We start from the raw sequence: 20,394 nt of genomic DNA, 5'->3' as shown, positions 1-20,394 counted from the left end.
CCTATTTAATTCCTTTCGAGATCAGAGAGAAGTTTTTTCCTTTGACTATTTCAATCGCATCGGTTTTCTCTAATGCCTGAGTAACTACTCCCGTCCCCCCAGTTATCAGATGCAACTCATCCTGTGCCCTAGTCATGGCCACATAGAGCTGTCGTCGCGCCAGCGATCGCCTATCCAAATCAGCATCAAAGCAATCCTCAAACTGCTCGATCCACAGCAACAGCACTGCCTTAAACTCCAGCCCCAAGGATGACAGTGTGGTAATAACTCTTACCCCTGGCCTGCGGGCACTGTAATTGACTTTGGTTTGCTGGCTCTCTGTGACCCAGTAGACCGGCAGGCCCAGGTCTTGCAGGCGTTGGAGCATAGAGCGAAATAGGGCATCATCCTGCTTGCTCTTGAAGCGGTAGAGGATAGCGATATCTGAGGGGCTGTAGCCCAGCATCACCAGGCGCTGCACCTGCTCGACAACAACATCTACAGCTCTATGCTTCGTGCCTGCCCTATAGAGGGTTGGTCGAGGCCCACTTCTGAGCGCAGCATCAGGCATAACTGTGGGGAAAGTAGCATCGTCTGTGAGGTCTTGATCAGTGTTCTTCACCACCGTCCATGCTGCCTCTAGAATCTCCTTGGTATTGCGGTAGTTCTGTGCCAGCTTCATTGTGCGGCCCTGGGCTTTAATGCCTACTGACTTCCAGGTGAATTTAGACCGGCTGTAGAGGCTCTGGTTGCCATCTGAGACAACTACCAGGTCACCATTCTCTGGGTCTTTTAGGCCAGCCACACAACAATCAAACCACTCACGGGTGAAGGTGTGAGCCTCATCCACCAGGATGGAATCCCAGCGATCGGCCTCGGGAAGCTGCTGGAGCTTAGCCAGAACCTTTTGACCGATGTGGACGTTGCACTCTTCCTCGGTCTTAAAGCTGTTGTAGCTTGGCAACCACTTGATCAAGCTCTTGGCCCAGTCGTGGAAGTGCATGACCTCAATACGATCTTTGTACTGGGGATTCATGGTGTCGCCATGCAGGAGCGATCGCAGGTGGGCGGCCAGCGTGATATTGAAGCACAGGATGAGGATGCGCTGGTTGAGGAGGCGGTTGGCCAGCACTTTGGCGCGGGCCAGGAGGATCAGGGTTTTGCCAGAGCCAGCAACGCCAGAGATCAGGCGGTGACCATCCTTCATGTTGCGGGCAAGGCGCTCTTGGTCGAGGTCAAGGGGCACAACTACATTGCTGCCGACCGGGAGTTCAACGCCCTCGGGCACGCTGCTGGAGGTGACGGGCTTCTCTCTAATCACTGTCTCGGGGTGCAGACAGCCCTTTATTGTGTTCACCTGGTCTACAGTCAGTGCCGGGAAGTCAAAGTAGACCTTGAACATATCCCGCAGCCGCTGCACCAGCATCTCTGGGGTGTAGTTCTCCCACTCTAATAGCTCATCTCTGTAGGCTACTTGGGGCTGCTGGAGGAAGGTGTAGATATTCTCCTCATGGGCTTGGGGTCCGTTAATGTTGCTCATTACAGCGCCGGTGCCCACAGGAAAGACTAACTTGCCTTTATAGTTGCCGCTGGGCTGGCGAAGGATGGGGTAGCCTTTAAAGCGCTCAGCGGCAGTGCAGAAGTAGCCGTGAGCTTGTCTAAGAGGGGATTGGTGGCTCTCTGCCGTCCCATGCTTATCTTTGACTTTGAAGAACCGCTCTCCTGCCTCAACAATGTTCCCGGCATACCACCCCTTGACCTCAATGATCAGCAGACCAAAGGTGGGGCTGAGGATGGTGAAGTCGGGGTAGAGGTTGCGCTGTAGACGTGGCTCATACCAAACGATGAAATCCTTTGGCAACTTGGTTTTGAGAATGTTAAAAAGGCGCTGTTCACCCTGGCTGGCGTCAGAAGGAATGGTTTCGGGGATAGTGAGGGCCATAGATACTGAGTTAAGCCACTATGGTTAGTTATCCCCAGAACAGAGCAAAGCTCAGCAGGCACATCACAAGCACATCAAAAAGCCTCTTTAGTTAAACCTCGGGTAATGGCAACCGCAACCAAATGGGCAGATGATCGCTCACCTCATGTTCAAATTTGCCATAAAACTCCTTCTTCTCTTGGCTACTTAATCTCTCAACAGGTGGTAGCTGAAGGGCTTCACGAAACAGTTCTACAAAATTCACAACACCATAGTCTGGGCCTTGAGGTGGTTCAGGTCCCATCTCTGGGTTTTTATCATAGGAGGGAAGGCGTGAATCATGACTAAACAAACCAATCTGGTCGAAAGTCTCACTCAAGCGTGCATTAGTACGGAATGGTTCCGTTGAGCCTTTGTGAACATCCAAAAATGGGAAATTAACATTGATACTGTGGCCAGATGCCTGCATGTCTTGATTAAAGGTTTTAATATGTTTCTCAATTCGGGGTCTATCTCTTTCTGGATTGCTGAAACTTAAATTGAGGTCGCCCATGAGAATGAAGTTCGGAAAACTTGTATTGTCTTTCTCTTGTACCCCACCCAAGATCCACTCCATCAGAGCATCAAATTCCTGGCGGCGATCTTCAACAGAATCGCCAAAATAAAGGTGGGCATTGACTGCCATGATTTTATAGGGCTTTGTCTCAGGATGTCCGATTATTTCAAAGCTGGCACAGAAAGGTTGACGAATAAAGTTTAAAAAGACTGGAATCTGAATCTTTGGTGCTTTCGGCTCAGGGCCAACAGGGCTTTCTTGCCATGCATCACGGGATTGAAGATACTTCACGTAAGGCGTAGCAGTGTCTACCAGCACTTTGTAATTGTCAACGATAGTCTTTAATACTTTTGTGCGGTCATAGGAGATATCGGAAATAATGTTGCCCCGACGAATAAGGTTTCGATTATAGATAAATCCCAGACGTTCACCTAGTCCTTGTTCGCCAGGAAATTGCCCAGTTTTGTCAGAAACAATAGCGTCATACTCAGGCCCCATCAAGCTTACTAGCTTATCAAAGCCTTCCAAATCGCCCATAATCTCTTGGACGGAGAGCAGATCAAAGCGTCTACAAATGTTTGCAAGAAAGTTCCAAGTATTCGGGCTTCGACCGTTTACGCTACCTAGCTTACGAATATTAAAAGACCCTAGTACAGCAGAGCCGTAAGTACGCTGAGGAATGCCGTATTTATGGGGGTCACTCTCTAACAGAGTATTGATCTTTGCCCATTCGTCAGCAGTCAAGTCAGCCATTAGTAAGACCTTTAGGATAGCTCTATGTTCTAAGGTTAGTGGCTTTGTCAGAATTAGGGTTTGAGCTACTTGTGCTTAACCAATATTTATTGGTTAAGTTTCCACAGCTTTCCTCCAGCTGTCACTTCAGCGGCCACCATCTTGCCCTCTAAAGACTTCAAAATAGCTCTGGTTGATTCCTGATGCAAATCGGCCAAGTTGGCGATTGCCCCAACACTCTGCCCTTCTAACTCACTACAGCAGTTCAATACCCTGAGGGCCATGCGCTGGGGCTCATCCAGGTGAGGCGCAATCAAGTCCTGCTGGTTGCGCGGTAGTTTGCGGAAGTAGCTGAGGAAGTCGGCGGCGTTGGCGATCGCACTCAAAGTACCGGAATACATCTCTCTCCACCGGATCGGGTTGCCTCCTAATTTGCCCAGAATTAGGCGAAAGCTGGCTGCCCCCTAACCGGGTGAACTCCACCAACCCAACCGGGTGAGAGGGGCCAACCTAGTCGGGTTGGCTTTGTGAACAATGATTTCTGGGGGCTTGACCAGATTCGGGTAAATCAGATCCGAAAAACGGCAAAGAGAGATATAGGAATAGTTCTCAATAAGGATGGTGCATTTGACCTATTGAGGCTGAAACAATGTAGAATCGGCAAATCTCAGTTCCTAAAAGACCAGATTCGGAACTCGTTTCATGCCGAAGGTAAATCGCAACGGTCAAGCAGCTGTTTTGAAAGCTGAACAGTTGGAAGAGGTGTTTAACTACCTCCCCCAACCCCATGACCTGATTTTTCAGATCTGCTACTACACCGCTGCCCGCATTGGTGAGGTAGTGCAGCTTCAAGCCGGAGACATTGTGGGCGGCTATGTGGTTTACCGAGCCAGGACGACCAAAACCAAGAAAACCCGCTCGGTAGCGATCGCTCCTCCTCTAGAGAAATTACTGGCGGCAGAAGAGTTAGCTAAGCAAGGGTATCTATTCCCTGGCCGTGTTCAGGGACATATTACCACCAGAGCCTGTGATAAGGCTCTGCGGGAAACGCTCGATTACTTGGGCATTCGGGGCGTGTCTACCCACAGCTTCCGGCGATCGCTGCTGACGATGATGCACTTTGAGAAAGGCTATTCGCTGCGAACGCTTCAGAAAATTACCCAGCATGAGGACATCGGCAACCTGGCCAGGTACTTGGAGATTGGGCAGCAGGAGGCAGATGAGGCTTTGAGGTCATTGTGGAGTAAGGCATGAAGAAGGATATTCTTTACTCTCTAGGGCAAGCACCTAATGGTGAGTTAGTTCATATTGCAGATGCAAAACAGGACATTTCCTATGTTTGTCCAGCTTGTCATCAGGCGTTTGTACAGCGGAGGGGATCTCGCAAACGTCCCCACTTTGCTCATAAGATCCTCTCACCCAACTGTACGCCTGAAACAGCACTACATTATGGCTTTAAGACATTGCTTTTTGAGAAGATTCAGAGCTGCTTGAGTGATGGAAAAGCACTACCAATAAAATGGGATTGTCCCAAATGTGCAGGTTTCCATGAAGGAAATCTACTTAAGAAGTCGGTCTCTGTGGCACTAGAGCATAGCTTGGGAGAAAGGCAGCCCGATATTGCACTATTTAGTGAGCAGCAGCAGCCTGTCGCAGCCATTGAAGTAGTAGTAACGCATGCTCCAGATGAGGAAGCAATTAGATACTATGACAGGAGGAATATTGCCGTAGTAGTCATTAAGCTGAATTCTGATCAGGACATTCAACAGTTAGAAGCTGATGTGTTGAAGCCTGATTCTATAAGTGTTTGCCCAAATCCTAAGTGTCCTATGTGTGAAAGCCATATGCCGAAGAAGCGCCTTCTAATTATTGATGGCGACTGTTGGAACTGTCGGGCACCAATGAAAGTGGCAGCAATCCGCGGTGATATGGGCTATGAACCAAATTTAAACTCTGATGATGCAAGGCTAGCAGCTCAGCATGGCGTTTTTATGAAAGAGCAATATAGTAAGACTGTTGGAGATAGCTATATAGCTAACACCTGTCGTAGGTGCGGTAAATTTGTTGGCGGACATTATCTATTCATTGACTATGTGGCGGTGCCAGAGTATCCTCGTCAAGAGCTAGACGCAGGCTACTACTGCCCTAATTGCCAGGTCTAAGCCACTAGGCTTTAGCATGGGCTTTCTCGTTCTACCTGTGCTTCTGGGGCATTGCAACATTTAGCACACGGCACAGCAGCGAACCCTAGGCAGTTTGACCAAATACTGTGGTAGAAGATGTGCCTTTTAGACCGCATGTTATTCTAAAAGGCTTTGTTTTATGCTGGAATTTCATCAGCTAATTGGTGCCGCTTCAAATAGTAATTAGAAAGGGCCTTTTTGCTGATGATGCTATAAAGACGGTTAAAGTTATCTTTAAGTTCACTAATATAGCAGGAAAAAAGTTGAGTATCGTTCTCCAGATGATTTCGAGCCAGTTTATAAACCACTATCTTTCTTCCATCTGTTACTAGGCAATGATAGCAACCTGTCCAAACAGCATAGGATTTTGCCTGTTTACGTGCATTATCAAGCTCCATTTCTTTCTGAAGGCGAGTTTCATGCTTGGCTTCTACAATTAATAAAACCTGATTACTCAAAGATTCATAATCGTGATTAAAGAGCGCACAGTCAACATGAATTACAGAGGGTTTTGATCCGTGATACGTATGCATCGGCATACTATCGTATCGCTCGTCCTCTGAGAAGCCGAATTTATAAAGAAGTGGAATTAAAAATTTTGTTTCAACTTCCCGCTCCGTTCTCAGGTTTTTATTTTGAATTTCGTTAAACCATTGATCATCATTCCAGTCCTCAGGTAGAGAGTTGTCGATAGAATCAGTAGCGTTAACTTCTTCAATACTGGCTTTTGAAAGAATTACCCAATCATCAAAGGACAATTCCCAGTCATTCCCTAGCTTCATGATAGAAGGAGTTAGAATGATGCCCGCCTCCTGTAAAATTTGTGTGATTTCAGAGGTGTTCTCTTCAGTTCTTCTGTGCAAATTAAATTTGGATATTAAGGTTCTGATTTTAAGTTTCCTTCTGCCATTCTTGCTAAGGTAAACTGAATCATATATTTCCTTGACAATTAAAGGGGTGTGATCGGGAAGTGGCATTATTTAAGGCTTTTAACTTACCAAATCAGAATGCCCAAAATAAACCTCAACCTTTTGATTGTGAGCTGTTGGAATAAAGAACAGGTCATGAAACGTAATTAATATGGTGTTAAAATCTAGCCAAATTACGAGACTCTGCTATTTCCTCTACTAAACCAGTTACAGCCAAAGCCAAACTTTCTGAGAAAGCTTCCGCTGCAACAGTGGCAAACCTCAAAGCTACATCCTCGCGTAAGACTTCAATGAGCGGCTTTGAATCCCCATAGCTCAGGTAAGTTTTTTCTAGGTGGGGGGTAGCCATCGCCAACCGCTCAGCCGTTGGCAGCCGATCACGCTTCTTATGAGAGTTGAAGTCGGGGTCGGCTGGCACTAAGTTCCACAGCTCATTGGTGGGGTAGACTGCTATGGGCAAGATGTGGTCGAGGTCATAGTTGATGCCCTGGGCAATACGCTTCTCCGTCCAGGGGCAGGTAAAGGCGGTGCCCTCCATAAGCAGGATATCGACCTGGTTGCGTTCCCAGGTCAGCGGGCGGCGGTTATCAGGGTGAGAGGTCAGTAGGCCATAGATGTAGCCCCTATCGTGGTTGCTCACTCTGCCACTGAACAGGCACCATTCATGGATACAGAGAGCTTCAACCCAGAGCGACATTTGGCGGAACGTAGCCCAGAGTTCGAGGGGAATGATTAGGCAGCGGTCTTTTGCCCTTGTTCCCGGCACAGCTACAGTCCGGCTGGCCACCTGGTTGTAGGCTTGGGGTTTCTCAAAAATGCTCCAGTGGCCGGGGCCAGCATAGCGGATCGGCATCTCGATGGTTTTGGCGATCGCAGTAATAGCAGTTTGGTAAGCGTCAATTAGCGGCTGGGGGTAGCGCTGGTGTTTGCGGGGTGAGCGCAGCTCGTTGATGAGGAAGAAGCCATCGGCGGGGTTCTTGATCCCTCCAAACACCTGCTCCCACTGTCGCCTGAGTTCGGTTAGCGCTGGTCTAAACGCTAAGACATCACAACGATTCAAATCCTGCCGTCGCTGCCCCTGCTGGATGGGGTTATCGGGGTCTACGAAGGGCCAGTAGTATGCGATCCAGAACTCGGCAAGCAGCTTGAGAGGAACGGCAACATCGCTCTGATAGGTTCTGAGGTCAGGGTAAGTCAGCACCACATCGTTGATAGCCCGCAGTAAAGCAATCTTGTAGCTCGTTACTTTTGTATCGTGCTTGAGGATGGTGCTGATGACTTTACCTGAGGTGATGAGGGTCACCTACCCTCGCAACCGATACCATCTTTATCACCATCAAACTTGTGGGGGTCTGGAGACAAAACTGTGAAATTTCGATGGGTGATGTCCTTGCAATCCAAGTCGGGTGGCGGCGGGGTAATGCATACACCCGGATAAGCCGGATCGCAACTGCTTTGGGCGCCTAGAGGCAATGGCGCAACCAGTAAACCAACAGCTGAAAGGGTCAATAGGATTAAACGAAAAGCCATAGGACTAGCCAAATAAGACAGGACAGGACACAGGTAATACACCTAGAATGCCCGCATCTCCTTAGGTTGAGCCTTTTAGAGTCAAGTCTTGTCCTATAGGACTGTCTCATAGGATAGTCTTGTTGATTCGCTGCTTACTCCTTGCCAAACCTTCACAGTCAGAATCTCGCCCCAGCGCTACATGGCTCGCTGGGCGAGATTCTGACTGCATCGCCCAGGTGGGCTTCAAGCTCATCGCGCCAAACTTGACGGCATCAAGGCTGAGCTTGCGGTTGAGACTGCCCAAGGTACCAATTGCTATCTTTCCTATTGGTGCATTTCTTCGCGTTGGCGGAGCCTTCCCTTAGCGTTATGCACCCTACGATGATCGACACGCTTACTACTTTATTTAATGCACGTTCCTTAGTAGAAAAAAGGAAATTGTAACGCGCATCTTGCCCTACCTGCGAGACTTCCAGCCCATACGGATTTTCACGATTTACGTAGGTTGGATATAGGATGAGGCAATTGTGAGTAGGCAGGATTTATGTCAAGTCACAGGGTTAGTTGGAGATTTGGTTTGTTGTGGTGCCTAGTGAGCACAACCGCCATTTTTGCCGGTGGGGTTGTGGCGCTATACATTAGCTGGTTTACTGCCGGTCAACTGGGCTTAGCGATCGAAGGCACCAATGAGGGCCCGGTGGGTTCTATTGTCTTCTTAGCCCTGATGTCGCTGCTGCTTACACCAGCAATTGGGATTGCTCAGGGCTGGCTGCTAAAGCACTACTTACCGATCGCCCACTGGTTTGGCGCGACACTGGCAGGTGGGGCAATTGCGGCTGCTATTACTAGCGGAGTCGGATTATCAGGCGGTAATAGCCTAGACATCGCATCAGCCGCAATTTGGGCAGGAACCGCGATCGCCCAGTGGTTTTTGCTGCGGCGGTTTTCGTCTAGGTCGATTGCTTGGCTGATTGCCGGAGTAGCGCAGATTCCGCTCGTTTTGAATCAGCCCAACCTGGTGAATCTTAACTCGCCAATTGGCATATTGGTCTACAGCGTTGTGACTGCAATTTTGATTGTTTGGATCCTGCGGGGCAGTTCACGTCCGGTTGAACTACGTCCGGTTGAACGTTGAACTGAGGCAGGAAGATCGCTTCGACTAGTACCGGGTAGCGGGGTTGTAGATCAGGTGTTGGCTGAGAGCTAGGCTTTGCTCAATACTCCTTAAATGAAAGACTCTCTTGAGTGTAATTAGATGTATTTTGGAGGATGTCTCAAAAGATGGTAGGTCAAATCATTGCAGCAGGCGGTGGTGGATTTTCCGCAATTACAAACGATCTGGCTTTAGAACGGTACATTCTGGGTCAAAGCAAGAATTCCCAATCGCCAAAGATTTGTCTTTTGGCAACCGCAACTGGAGACTCAGATTCCTATATTGAGAAATTTTATAGGGCATTTAATAGTTTGAACTGCCGCCCTATTCATGTGCCACTTTTCAAGCAAACACCCAATCTAGAATCCACTCTTTTAGCGCAGGATGTTATCTATATAGGTGGGGGAAATACTAAAAGTATGCTTGCCGTTTGGAGAGAATGGGGGGTGCCAGATATCCTCCGTCAGGCCTGGTCAAGCGGAATTATTTTGTCAGGCAGTAGTGCTGGAGCTATTTGTTGGTTTCAGCAAGGAATCACTGATGCATGGGCTAATAGATTAGAAGTCATGGATTGTCTTGGATGGTTTCCAGGCAGTTGCTGCCCCCATTACGATGCAGAACCCGAACGTCAGCCGACTTATCATCGCTTTTTGAAAACTGGTGAAGTGAAACCGGGCTATGGCATTCCCGAATGGAGTGCTTTACATTTCAAGGGAGATCAAGTTTTTAAGGCTATTTCTTCTCGTGCTGATACAACAGTCTATCAAGTCACTATAGAGAATGGGTTGATTAAGGAAATCCCCTTGAAAATGGAAAAGATTTCTTAATTTCCTCAACCGATATCAAGTGCTGTCACCTCGATAGCAACTCTTCCAGCAGGAGCAGGCAGGCGGCTCCTAACAGCGGGGTAGAGTTGGCTATCACACGGGTCGAGAGCCAGGGCGGCAAGTAAATATCTTGGATGTCTTGTCCTTCAGGGGTGAGGTTTTCAGCTCAAGTTCTAAGGAGGCAGCGAAAGCCGTTCCTAGCGTAGATTAAAACCTTGATGCTGATAAAGCCAAGGGCGATCGCTGTCCACAGGGCAAGTTAATTCGTCAGGCCACAATACAGCAAAAACGAAATGGCGCTGAACATTACTACAAAGACAATGGTGTGAAAAAGCTTGACCCAGGTTAGTAGCATGGCATGACCACTAAATCCCTACTCTCTAAGCCAGTAGGCTGACCCATTGGGGACTCTATCCACCAGACCTCGCTCAAAGAGTTCCCGACGCAATAAGGCTGGATCGCCAAAGGTGTGGTGCTGGTTGAGAAGGGCATTAACCTCGCGTTCGTTATAGAGAACACCAGGCTCAAACTTAGTCGCTAAATACTCTAGAGCGACCTGCTGAAAATGTCCTCTGTTACGCCTAGATGGCCATTCCTTAAGCCGTCCCTGGTCATCTAGATAACGTTCTAGCTCTGATTCAATATCCACCTTACTAAGCGCAGAAATGGACTGCCCTATCCTATGTTATCGGCAGGAGCGTCTATTACAGTTGATTACTTCTTACGCTAAATACCGCTCTGCTGACCAGTCAGGTGGGTTAGGGATGGTATGATGGCCCTGGTCAGAGGCCCGCCGATACCACACCAGCTCTGACACATGGAAGTCAACGTAGCTGGGTACCATTAACCCTTTAGCTACAGAAAGAGGTTCGATGAAGAGCTGCCCTTCATCGTCGTAGAGGTGGAGCCTGACGTTACGCGGCAGCTTGCGGCGGGTACGGCTGAGAATTTCGACCACTACACCATAGCCATAGCGGCCCTGGTAGGGGTCTTTGAGCTTCACCAGGTCGCCAAGGGATAATTCCTTGGGTTCGGCCTTACTCATGGATCTTCTCCACTTTCCAAGCCGACTGTGCCCCGTTCTTCCCGGCCCTAGTGAAACGAAAGCCATAGCGCTCGAAGGTTGCCCCATAGAGAGATGAGAGGCCAAGGATATCGGCTAGTTCACTGGTGCTAGGCCGCCAGTTGTTGTTGGCGATCGCCTGAAGTTGTTCAAAGCGAGAGAGTGGGTTCGGCGGTGCCGGTGGTGCAGATGGGGGCTGTTGGTTGGCGATTCTCCCATGGAGAGGCTCCGCCAACGCAGCCACCAAAGCCTGAAGCATCTCTAGCTGTCCTGTTGCCCCGTGGGACTGTTCTAGAGTTGGGCTAGGAGTATGGACGAGGTACTGTCCTGGTGTCTCATGGGACTGTCTCGTAGGTTGGCCCAGAATTGCGACAGCAGCGGCTTCTAATGTGTAGTCCTGCTGAATCAGTTCGTGAATGCGGTCGAGCAATGCTAACTGGTCAGCGGTCACGTAGGCTTTATTTCTGTCGCGTTTGACCGTCACAATTCCGAGGGCATTGATGCGGTTGTAGATCTGAGAACGGGCAACCCCGTAGCGGTCGGGTAGGCTTTTTAGAGGCAGTTCATCTACCAAAGCGCACTCTACTGGTTCTGTCATGGCTGGTGTCTGGTCTAGCTCAGACAGGGCACTAGAAAGCCTTTAATCCCAAGCGTTCCCGCTGTACTGTCTGATGTACTGTCTTGTCACCATAGCCACGATGGCAGGATTTGTGAACTCCAGAACACTCTTGTTAAAGTACAATTGAACTATCAGAAAACACAAACACACCAGCCCTAGAGCGATGCTCCTAGGGCTTTTTTATTGAGTGAATTCCTTCCCTGAACTGTTCTGGGGACAGATAGTGTCCCCCAAAACCTGAAACCAGCATTGCTCCAAAGCTTACCGAATTGTCTTATTGGACAATCAGTACAACCGTGCTATCGAACAGGAAAGCACACACCTGCCGCACGTTTTTTGCACAGCTAGCCGCACAGGGAACGAACACCCCGAGCACAGCGCTAGTGCAGTTGGCCGCACAGGTGAAAACGCTTTTATTTCAAAGGTTTTACTGCTTTCCTAAAGGAGGACGCACGGATGGAAAACGCACCAGACTACGCACCGCTGCACATCGAAGATGTAACAGATACTGTGCAGTCGCACACCCCCGCGCAGGGCGAGCGCACACTACAGCGCACAGGTAACAACCTCTACAGCTCCAGGCAGATTGCTGAGCGTTATCCCGATATCCATGTGAAGGAAGTCACCATCAGAACCCGCTGGTACGTGTGGCTGGAGCGGGTAGCCCCAGAGCTACTGTTGAAGAAAGGGCATCTGTATACCGACCTAGCCGCAGAACTGTTTGACGACTTTGCTCAGAGAGTGAAGCGCGATCGCATGGATTCCAAAGCCTGGGTGGAAGACGCTAAAGCTCGGTTCTCCCATGAGTGGGGTTCTGTCGGAGTGATTGATGGGGAGTTCATGCCCGATGAGGTAGGCAACGCTCTCGCCCTGCTCCAGACCCAGGGCAGTAGTCTCCAGACTCAGCTTGCTGCCGAAATGGCCGATATTGAAGCCTTTGTGGAGCAGTTGGGCGATGTTGAGGACGACTTTAGCCAGGCTGAACTCGATATGTTTCGCGCTCAGGGAGCGATGCGCGGGGTAAGGCGCTTTAAGGTCGAGGTCCAGGCCGAGCTGGGCACCTACAACCTGCTCAAGAAAAAGCGGATGCAGGACAACACCGGGGAGGGGCAGCCATGAGAGTAGCAGTCTCCCTGGCCTTAGGCGGACTGATGACCGGTTGCGCGATCGCAGAAGCCCCCACTACAGCAACCTTAACCAGCACTAATGAGTTTGCGCCTGGCCAGCAGCCTTATGGAGTCGAGGGCGGCATCACTCAGCAGCAGTTGGTTTACCTGCAAGCGCTGGCTTGGCCTCAGACCTACACCGATATGGTCAACAACTTTGGCTTTCCCACCTATCGCACAGAGGCCGGGGACTACTACCGCCTAGAAGGCAGCAGCAGCTGGATTGTGATCGAGTATTCAGGCCCGCAAGCCACGGGCTATAGGACAGAGTAGGGAGCATTGGCATGGCAAGGAAGTTAAATGGCGACGATTTGGACGCCGAAGGGCGGCATCAGCAGAACTGCAACATGAAGGAGGGGGTAACGCCCGAAGGCACCTTTGAGGACTGGGGCGACTTTGAGAAGGATTACCGTCAGGAAACCCAGACAGACTTGAAGGCTTCTGCCCTGAGTGAGATTGAAGACTACTGGAGTACGCTAGTATCATCAGGAGCGGAAATCAAAGATGATTAGCATGATCATTGAATTTCTAGACGGTGCTAACCGCGCAACGGCCACCACAGTTCAGCTTGAAACCTACGACCTACTGAGGGCGAAGCTGGCTGAGGGCCGGAAGGTTTCTGTAACTGAACTCCTGGTGCCTCTGGGCCTGAGCGATCGCAGACCTTTGATTTCTCGTATCAAGCATTTGGCTGAGAAAGGGTTCCTTCGGTTAGAGCCCGAGACTGAGCAAGAAGCGGCCTCAGTAGCTTAAGAACTACAACACAGCATTTTTACCTCGGCCAGACCGGGGGTTTCTCTTAGGAGCAACAACATGAAGCATTGGAGGGGTGCAGTAGCACTCACAATTTCGAGTGCCTTGGTGACAGGGCCAGCGGTACAAGTTCGAGCCAATCCAACGGCGGTGCCAGCAGTGGCCGTTTGTGTCGCCAGCGTGGGCTGTGTGGTGACGGTGGTAGCGATCGCTGGAGTGACGTATTGGGTTTTATCCAACAATGGGCAGGAGCTGCGGATTCCGGTTTTGTCCTACACTCCCACCCCTGACCAGCAGTTAGAAGATTGGGAAGATTATGTGTGGGCCGATAACGAGCAGCAGGCCCGCCGCAAATGTAATCTTTTGGCTGAGCAGTACACGAACCAAGGCGGTAGCCTAGTGACTGTAGTGCGAGTCAGGAGAGCCAGCCAGCGAGGCTCTCGCTGGGCTTGTACGTTCAGAGGTTGAGGTGAGCCATGACGCATCTGATCAAGACTGTAATGAGCTATCCCCCTGGCCACGTTCCTAGTGGTTGGGATGCCCCAGAGGGCTATGTGCCAGAGGGCAGCATCGAAGACTATGACTTGGCCTTTGCTGAAGATGCCCCGGTGGTGGGCCAGCAGTTTGAAGCTTATGGCCAGCGCTGGGCGATCGCGCGAGTGCAGACCTATCAGCCTCTGAATCAGTATGAGACAGCCCTTGAAGCATTTCACGTCGCTCTCTGTACCCTCGATAGCTCTACGCCTGCCCGTGAGCCCTGGCACGATGGTAGTGCCCCCATAATGGTGGTTCATGCCGCTTCTGGCGGGGAGTTAATTGCTAATGAGGTTGGAGAGCCCAACTGGGAGTTGGTCGAGCGAGAGGAGTGGATCTCGCCTGCTGAGGGGATGGTCATTGAACGGTTGCAGCATTTTGAGCTGGTGGTGGAGCGAGCGTCGGGGGACTATAGCCAGGTGGTTGTCGTTTGGTCGGTGATAGCTGTCGCCTTGGATAATGAAGCCCACCAGACCGCAGCGTGAAATTCTATAACCCGGATTAAATTGTCTTGGAGCTCCTAGCGATCGCTAGGAGCTTTTTAGTTGAGGTATAAATAAAAACATTAAATAAGCAAATAAACTAATGCTCAATATTTTGGTCATAACTGGGAATGCTCTATTTTTCAATAAAAAGCGCAACTGTGATTTAGGTACTTTATTTGAGCAATAAATTCTGTAGATTCATTGGTCACACTCAAATTCCCTGAATACGGAAAACCACTTCAAATCCTTATCCTTTCACATATGCTATCTTTGTTTTGCGGCTCTTATGAGTATTTGGCAGCAAGTAGGCTTATGCCTATTCCAGCAAGGGTTCTAAATCACTTTTGCGAGGATAAAGCGTATCTGGCAAACAGATTCAACCAAAGCCCAGAAGAGCCAGGCTGCGTCATCTTTGTCTATTTCTTTATTCAGGGTATGCTCCAATGACAGCGGAAAATAAAGTACTTGATCCTCAACTCAACTCAGCCATTGAGAAGCTAGCTGAAGAGATTAAAAGTTTGCCGGCTTTGGCCGATTACAACTTAACTATCATTCTCGAAGAGAACTCAGGGTTTACAATTGCCTCTGGCCCTGAGTCAGCCCCAAGTAATTGCCCCAAAGGAACGACTGGTATTCTGAAGGGAAATACAACTATATGTGTTCCCAATTAAACTAATTAGATCCTAAACTTCTGTAGAGGTTCATACGCGAACAAAACACAGGGGAAGCTTTGCTTAGCAAAGGCTTTTAGGTTTACACATACTACGTAGGTGGAAAACCGCTATATTTCGACTGCCTTTCCTAATCGTATTCCAATATTGTCCTAATGGATAGAATTGAAATGTGATCAGGAAAGGCAAATTACTGTTTTTATTAATCTACTTTAAAATCCACCACTAATGACTCAAGATAAGGAGAATTCAGAGTTAGGTCTAAACAACTCGCACAGAGTTTGGTTAAATAAATTGTTGAATAATGCTCTAATAGAGAGATATGATGTCACCTTAAACTTTATATCAAAAATGCTTTGGCCTGCTTTGATATTCATATTGGCTATCATCTTCTATTCAGACGTTAGCAGATTAATTAAGCAGGTATCATCAAATCTATCTAGAACAAGCAAAATAAATATCGCAGGGGTTGAGATTGAAGTGTATGCTGATGCTCTTCGAGGCTCAGACTTGGAGGCTTACAGTTTTATTGAGAAGCTGAATCGTCAAGAATTGCTGAAAATATTAGAGATTTCAGATGGCAAGACAATCGTAGATCCCAAATACCTAGATCAGGAAACAAAGAATATATATGACAGCCTAAAGCAATATGGAATTTTAAGGATTGATGATACTATTCAGCCACCACAAGGGCTAGATGATGCTATGGAAATTGAGCTAACAGATCTCGGCAAAAGAGTTCTTAGGGAGATTCAAAGTATTCTAGTCAGCTTTTTAAATACCCTGCCACCTGCTGATGAAGGAACGTTTCAGGGTGAGTAGCTACTTCCAAATTGGCTATATTGTTCCCTCAGAGAGTCAACAGGAAAATACCATTTAAGAAGATGCCATTCCCATCTTGAAGCGCTACACGAAAAACTTTTGAGTAGAATCAGTTTGTTAGATTAATGGAAGTAGCTGTTTCTATAGCTGCCAAATTACCTTAACAAATAGCCTATTACGATAAAGAAGCCGATTGTTGCTTAAGCTCCTAGCGGTTGCTGAGAGCTCTTGCTTGATTATTCCCATTACAACGCTAATTTCTGTAAGAGCTATATCGTTTCTGGGTATCCTTCAAATGCCTAGAGTGCAGAATGAAAGGCACTCAACCAATCACACCAACTGCAGTACGGCCCCTGCGGGTGCTTGGTACGATCGCAGCTTGTACCGTTCTACTATTAGCCTCTATCTTCATTGTCCACGAGGGCAGCTATCGTTACCAGCTTTGGCGTGATGATGGTATCTGGTGCGCGGTACTAGAGTCAGACGGTACGCTCACTAAATCTTTTGGTGCAAGGAACTGTGGATTTTAATGGCTAAACTCGACTGCTGTGATCTCTGTGAATATTGCGCCCATAGCCCCTACCTAGTTTGTGTAGAGCATCCCGAGGGAGTGGAAGAAGATAACTGTTCAGACTTCAGGTTGGCCACCAGGGCGATCGCCCTCCCTGATGACCCATTGGCTTGGTACGGAGAGGGATGGCAGCCGGAGGGGGCTAGCTACTACGATAGTGAGCTAATTTTAGACCCAGTGCAGCGGCTGACTTTGGAGCAACGGTTGGAGATGTTGGATGTTCACCCGCTGTTTACGTCCCGATGCCCTAACTGTGAGAGGCCAGTGCCTAAAGCGACTGAGGGGCAGATCCATTGGGACTGTGGGCATTGTAGTTGGGCTGATGATTCGGTGTAGGTAGAATCATTAATCTTCCCTCTAATAACAAGTTAAGCAGAAGAAGCTTGCAGGTCACTATGGAAGCTGATGTCACGTTAATTCCGTTCTCCAGTACTGAGGTCACGCTACTAAGACGTTGGCTAGTGACTCCTCATGTCGCTGCCTGGTATCCTGACCCTGAAGACCATATTGAGTGGGCAGCCAATCCGCCACTAGGCGGCGATCGGGCGCTGATCACAGTCGGCGGGCAGATAGTTGGCTATGTTCGATGGCAGGCTGTGTCGCGTGAAATTTTAGATTCAGTAGGTCTTCACGAAATCCCCACAGGATCGGTTGACGTAGATATTCTCATTGGTGAGCCGGAGTTTGTTGGTCGTGGGATCGGACCAAAAGCACTCCTGTTATTGTTGTCACAGTTTCGCCAGCGGCGAGATGTTCCGTTGGTTGGTCTGACTACAAGTGTGCAGAATCTGTTCGCACAGCGCGCCTACACCAAAGTTGGCTTTCGCGTTCTGCGGGAATACAGCCCTCCTGGATATGGTCGTTGTTATCTTATGGTCTACAGTTTCAATGAAGATGCTTAACACTGCGTTGGTGCAGACGGAACAATGATTACTGGTGGGTGTTCGAGGTGATCTGCTGCCGCACAACTTCACCATTAGACCTCATGCAATCAATCGGTTCCCTGGAATATCGACTTTGAATAGGCAGAATGACACTGCTGAGAGGTAGTTGAGGTGACTATCGATCAAGCCGAGCGCTCGAACTTCGGCCCTAACCCGTTGAAGGATCGTGGTTGAGTAGTTGCCTGCGCGCGCAGCTAGCGAGGTTGCCCGTCCCCTTGCCTGCGACTGAGGGCAGACCAAAACAAAGGCTCGACGTTGGCCGGAGGCATCTGTGAAATTCCATTTACGCCAAAAACGACCCCCGCGGTCGCCCCTACCGGCAAAGGCATCGTAGGCAAGCAGCAGCGATCGCTATCTACGTTAGATACACATCCTGACTCAACCCCTACTGGCACCGCTGGCCCTGGGAGCTTTGTTTGGGCACCATAGGCAGGTTGCAATGGATTTTGGAGAATGGCCCGCTGATTGGGCGATGTACGTCGGCAATAGCACTGGTCTGGGGTTTGATCTGCTCTGGTTGACAGCGATCTCCTGCACTGTGGTAGTGCTCTGGCGACGGTAGCTAATAGAAAGCCCCCAGCGGTGGCCAGGGGCTGAGGTGAAATTCCATTAGGCCTATTGTGACTCCGATCGCGTCACTGCCGCGGTCTACTCAAGCAATGCGGCCTAGGCTTTATCGCTCGGCTAAGTGTGTAGGATGTGGCCGGCTCACTCGATGTAGGCAAAACCCTTGATGGGCGACCAACGCAGGGGACGCTATTTTACGCCTCTAAACCCGGCGCAAGGGGTTCCCAAGCTGCGCCAGGCCGTTCTAGTGGTGCTTCGCATTTTTTTCTTAGGCCTGCCTTGCCCTTGCGCCTAGTTTGACCGCCATCGGAGCAGGAAGACGCAGGCGTGTGGAATGCGCGTTGCGTTGGTGCTTTTACATGCTTCCAGTTTCTTACGAGTTCGTTCAGGCTTTGGCTACTGAGTTTGGTGCGGTCGAGTGCTACTGGCGGGAGTCCGACAGGTCGTTCACCGGCTTCGTGGCTGAGGTGTGGTTCAGTGAGCTGCCCTCGGCCTTCTCCACTCGGTGGGCTGCGGTTGTGGGCTACTCCATCCTGGTGCGCTCTGTGTCCTCGGGGCCAGGGTCGTTTGCGGCTTCCATTCCCTGCACTGTTCCTAGTGGTCAGGTGTCTCTGGGTCCAGCTTCTCGCGGGTCACGGGTGCGGTTAGGTTAGTTCCTGGGGGCTTCGGCCCCTTTTTTTGCGTTTTTAGCAGTACTGCTTGTTTCCCTTATGCCAGCCTTGCCCTTGTACCTATTCTCAACAGATGAAGGCTTCATGCAAGCTTACAGGATACGAATCGCGGTGTTTATTACGCTTTCAGTTAATTATGAGTTCCTTCAGAGCTTCCAGATGGCTTGATGCAGTCGCTGGTTCACTAGGCTCAGTGGCAGAATACAGCTGCATGTAAAGCAACTTCCGTCACATATATCACACCAATGGGATTAGTTACTTAGTTAAGTGATTACCTAAAGATCAACCATTTATATAGACTGAACTAATCTTTCCCAATATTTAATAGCAGGAAGAATCCAGATCTAGTCAATGGCAGGTATCAAAAATTACCAAATACTTGACAGTGTTTTGTGGAATTAATTCCTGCTCTACCTGTGATTGAAATCACTTTTGTGGATGACGAAGGGCACTAGAAAAAAATAGGAATTCTCGAAAGGCATGCTGAAGACTTATTTAACGCAAGAGCACAACATCTTGCGGAATAAGTCAAAAAACTAGGAGACTACAATGCCTGCATCTACTACTTTCCCCGTATCTCAAGTACCTACAGAATTCATTAAGATTGTCACGGCAAAAAACGATGAGGTTAAGCGTGAACCAGGCTTAATCCTAAGCCGTGAGGACATTATCAATATCAAGCTTTACGTTAAATATGGATTGGCACTACCTACCGATTCTCAAGAGGTTGTGACATATCTTGGCTATTCTCGTTCAGGTGTTCCTGGTTTAGAACCTGAAGATATTAGACCTCTTTTCGCAGGCATTCGCGGGAATGCACAAACATGGAACGACATTGAATCTAATGTCCAACAGCAAAGTATTGATCTAGACAATTTTGCTTCTAAAATGACCTCAATGGGGGGCAAGATTCTTGAGTATATCAATAAAATGGATATCTATGTGCAGGCAGTGAATACGGTTGGCGATACTAGTCTTCAAGATTCAGGCATTGAGATTCCTTTTCAGGCAGAGGATCGCAAGGTCATTAGTTCATTAGGTAAACTTGTAGAAGTTCTCTTGAAAAGCATTGAAGTTGAAGAGCAAAAAACAAGGCAGCTAAAAGAGAAAATCGCTCTTTTCAAGACTAAAATCAGCGATGAACTAGAGCCTACAGTCAAGAGGAAGTGGGAGCTTATTACTAGGGCAAATATTTCCGCCGAAGTCAGTCAGATAAACAGTCAAATAGAAATCTTGCAGGGAGAGATTGATCAGCTTAAAAAAGATTATGACAAGTATGTTGGTTTAGCATTTACAGGTGCGGCAGGGGGTATTGTTGGCCTCGCTATCACGGGAGGTATCTTCGGAGAAAAAGCTGAGAAAGCTCGAAAATCAAAGAACAAGAAAATCAAGGAAAAAGCCGAACTAGAATGCCGCTTAGCCAATCGTCAGGCGATAGCACTTTCAATTAGCTCACTCAATAATCATTTTGAGGATCTTCATATCCGTTTAATCGATGCAGAAGAGGGAGCTGGCCATCTAGCATTTGTTTGGCAGAGCTTATACACTAATATTTCCAACTCCCTAAGCAGTTTAAAGACCATTGAAAACGGGATGGATTTGTTAACATTTGTAATTGCCTTTGGGGAAGTCATCAATCCTTGGAAGGAAGTCAAAAACTCTACTGCTCAGCTTATGAAAATCTTTGATGAGGCAATTGCAGAGTATAAACGCCTTTATCACTCTTAAATCGTCTT

At 48.7% G+C, this 20,394-nt stretch carries 24 protein-coding genes; 16 read left to right on the top strand and 8 right to left on the bottom strand.

Going from position 1 to position 20,394, the window contains the following annotated elements; translation table 11 throughout:
• Position 1: 1 nt before the first annotated feature.
• The 3 genes from H6F75_RS26210 to H6F75_RS26200 all read right to left on the bottom strand — a co-directional run bounded on the left by H6F75_RS26210 (position 2) and on the right by H6F75_RS26200 (position 3,589).
• Positions 2-1,921, bottom strand: a complete 1,920-nt coding sequence (locus H6F75_RS26210; RefSeq protein WP_190756075.1) for a 3'-5' exonuclease — start codon at positions 1,919-1,921, stop codon at positions 2-4.
• A 91-nt stretch (positions 1,922-2,012) separates the two neighbouring features.
• Positions 2,013-3,209, bottom strand: a complete 1,197-nt coding sequence (locus H6F75_RS26205; protein WP_190756073.1) for an endonuclease/exonuclease/phosphatase — start codon at positions 3,207-3,209, stop codon at positions 2,013-2,015.
• 86 nt (positions 3,210-3,295) lie between these two features.
• Positions 3,296-3,589 carry a hypothetical protein gene (locus tag H6F75_RS26200; protein WP_190756071.1) on the bottom strand — a complete coding sequence of 98 codons (294 nt, stop codon included), beginning with the start codon at positions 3,587-3,589 and terminating at the stop codon, positions 3,296-3,298.
• Positions 3,590-3,890: 301 nt separating this feature from the next.
• Between H6F75_RS26200 and H6F75_RS26195 the strand changes: the two genes are divergently transcribed.
• Together H6F75_RS26195 and H6F75_RS26190 are read left to right on the top strand one after the other, a co-directional pair.
• Complete coding sequence (locus H6F75_RS26195) at positions 3,891-4,442, top strand: tyrosine-type recombinase/integrase (protein ID WP_190756069.1); 552 nt, start codon at positions 3,891-3,893, stop codon at positions 4,440-4,442.
• Entirely contained in the window at positions 4,439-5,350 is a 912-nt protein-coding gene (locus H6F75_RS26190) for a competence protein CoiA family protein (protein ID WP_190756066.1), read from the top strand. The genes H6F75_RS26195 and H6F75_RS26190 overlap by 4 nt, the downstream gene beginning before the upstream one ends.
• Positions 5,351-5,508: 158 nt before the next feature.
• Here H6F75_RS26190 and H6F75_RS26185 read toward each other — a convergent pair whose 3' ends face one another.
• Both H6F75_RS26185 and H6F75_RS29085 read right to left on the bottom strand, forming a co-directional pair.
• Complete coding sequence (locus tag H6F75_RS26185; protein ID WP_190756064.1) at positions 5,509-6,348, bottom strand: type I restriction enzyme HsdR N-terminal domain-containing protein; 840 nt, start codon at positions 6,346-6,348, stop codon at positions 5,509-5,511.
• Positions 6,349-6,457: 109 nt separating this feature from the next.
• Complete coding sequence (locus tag H6F75_RS29085; protein WP_347710713.1) at positions 6,458-7,603, bottom strand: HNH endonuclease domain-containing protein; 1,146 nt, start codon at positions 7,601-7,603, stop codon at positions 6,458-6,460.
• Between the two features lie 801 nt (positions 7,604-8,404).
• Between H6F75_RS29085 and H6F75_RS26175 the strand changes: the two genes are divergently transcribed.
• Positions 8,405-8,947, top strand: coding sequence for a hypothetical protein (locus H6F75_RS26175; protein ID WP_190756061.1), 543 nt, complete (start codon positions 8,405-8,407; stop codon positions 8,945-8,947).
• A gap of 134 nt (positions 8,948-9,081) precedes the next feature.
• Entirely contained in the window at positions 9,082-9,792 is a 711-nt protein-coding gene (locus tag H6F75_RS26170) for a peptidase E (RefSeq protein WP_199304146.1), read from the top strand.
• A gap of 373 nt (positions 9,793-10,165) precedes the next feature.
• On the opposite strand, the gene H6F75_RS28335 is transcribed toward H6F75_RS26170, so the two are convergent.
• From H6F75_RS28335 to H6F75_RS26155, 3 genes are all read right to left on the bottom strand, one after another.
• Entirely contained in the window at positions 10,166-10,441 is a 276-nt protein-coding gene (locus H6F75_RS28335; RefSeq protein WP_190756059.1) for a DUF2087 domain-containing protein, read from the bottom strand.
• A 72-nt stretch (positions 10,442-10,513) separates the two neighbouring features.
• Positions 10,514-10,837, bottom strand: coding sequence for a hypothetical protein (locus H6F75_RS26160; protein ID WP_190756057.1), 324 nt, complete (start codon positions 10,835-10,837; stop codon positions 10,514-10,516).
• Entirely contained in the window at positions 10,830-11,453 is a 624-nt protein-coding gene (locus H6F75_RS26155) for a hypothetical protein (RefSeq protein WP_190756055.1), read from the bottom strand. The genes H6F75_RS26160 and H6F75_RS26155 overlap by 8 nt, the downstream gene beginning before the upstream one ends.
• A 477-nt stretch (positions 11,454-11,930) precedes the next feature.
• Here H6F75_RS26155 and H6F75_RS26150 point away from each other — a divergent pair, with 477 nt between their 5' ends.
• The 12 genes from H6F75_RS26150 (at position 11,931) to H6F75_RS26100 (ending at position 20,386) form a co-directional block, all read left to right on the top strand.
• Positions 11,931-12,593: a hypothetical protein gene (locus H6F75_RS26150; protein WP_190756053.1), complete on the top strand. Its 663-nt coding sequence runs from the start codon at positions 11,931-11,933 to the stop codon at positions 12,591-12,593.
• Positions 12,590-12,913 (top strand): hypothetical protein, encoded by a 324-nt coding sequence (locus H6F75_RS26145; protein ID WP_190756051.1) that lies wholly within the window; start codon positions 12,590-12,592, stop codon positions 12,911-12,913. The genes H6F75_RS26150 and H6F75_RS26145 overlap by 4 nt, the downstream gene beginning before the upstream one ends.
• A gap of 11 nt (positions 12,914-12,924) precedes the next feature.
• Positions 12,925-13,152 carry a hypothetical protein gene (locus H6F75_RS26140; RefSeq protein ID WP_190756049.1) on the top strand — a complete coding sequence of 76 codons (228 nt, stop codon included), beginning with the start codon at positions 12,925-12,927 and terminating at the stop codon, positions 13,150-13,152.
• Positions 13,145-13,393, top strand: a complete 249-nt coding sequence (locus H6F75_RS26135; protein ID WP_206754701.1) for a hypothetical protein — start codon at positions 13,145-13,147, stop codon at positions 13,391-13,393. The genes H6F75_RS26140 and H6F75_RS26135 overlap by 8 nt, the downstream gene beginning before the upstream one ends.
• Before the next feature lie 60 nt (positions 13,394-13,453).
• On the top strand, positions 13,454-13,861 hold the full coding sequence (locus H6F75_RS26130; RefSeq protein ID WP_190756044.1) for a hypothetical protein: 408 nt from the start codon (positions 13,454-13,456) through the stop codon (positions 13,859-13,861).
• An 8-nt stretch (positions 13,862-13,869) separates the two neighbouring features.
• Positions 13,870-14,412: a hypothetical protein gene (locus tag H6F75_RS26125; protein WP_190756042.1), complete on the top strand. Its 543-nt coding sequence runs from the start codon at positions 13,870-13,872 to the stop codon at positions 14,410-14,412.
• Between the two features lie 443 nt (positions 14,413-14,855).
• Positions 14,856-15,083 carry a hypothetical protein gene (locus tag H6F75_RS26120; RefSeq protein WP_190756040.1) on the top strand — a complete coding sequence of 76 codons (228 nt, stop codon included), beginning with the start codon at positions 14,856-14,858 and terminating at the stop codon, positions 15,081-15,083.
• A gap of 228 nt (positions 15,084-15,311) precedes the next feature.
• Positions 15,312-15,905 carry a hypothetical protein gene (locus tag H6F75_RS26115; RefSeq protein ID WP_190756038.1) on the top strand — a complete coding sequence of 198 codons (594 nt, stop codon included), beginning with the start codon at positions 15,312-15,314 and terminating at the stop codon, positions 15,903-15,905.
• A gap of 966 nt (positions 15,906-16,871) precedes the next feature.
• Positions 16,872-17,378: a GNAT family N-acetyltransferase gene (locus tag H6F75_RS26110; protein ID WP_190756036.1), complete on the top strand. Its 507-nt coding sequence runs from the start codon at positions 16,872-16,874 to the stop codon at positions 17,376-17,378.
• Between the two features lie 481 nt (positions 17,379-17,859).
• Complete coding sequence (locus H6F75_RS28650; RefSeq protein ID WP_277874292.1) at positions 17,860-17,982, top strand: hypothetical protein; 123 nt, start codon at positions 17,860-17,862, stop codon at positions 17,980-17,982.
• Positions 17,983-18,346: 364 nt separating this feature from the next.
• Entirely contained in the window at positions 18,347-18,640 is a 294-nt protein-coding gene (locus tag H6F75_RS26105) for a hypothetical protein (RefSeq protein WP_190756034.1), read from the top strand.
• 567 nt (positions 18,641-19,207) lie between these two features.
• Positions 19,208-20,386: an alpha-xenorhabdolysin family binary toxin subunit A gene (locus H6F75_RS26100; RefSeq protein WP_190756032.1), complete on the top strand. Its 1,179-nt coding sequence runs from the start codon at positions 19,208-19,210 to the stop codon at positions 20,384-20,386.
• Positions 20,387-20,394: the final 8 nt, after the last annotated feature.

Source organism: Nodosilinea sp. FACHB-131 (genome assembly GCF_014695395.1).
In the GTDB taxonomy this organism is placed as follows: domain Bacteria; phylum Cyanobacteriota; class Cyanobacteriia; order Phormidesmidales; family Phormidesmidaceae; genus Nodosilinea.
This window is presented reverse-complemented; position numbering and strand designations above follow the sequence as displayed.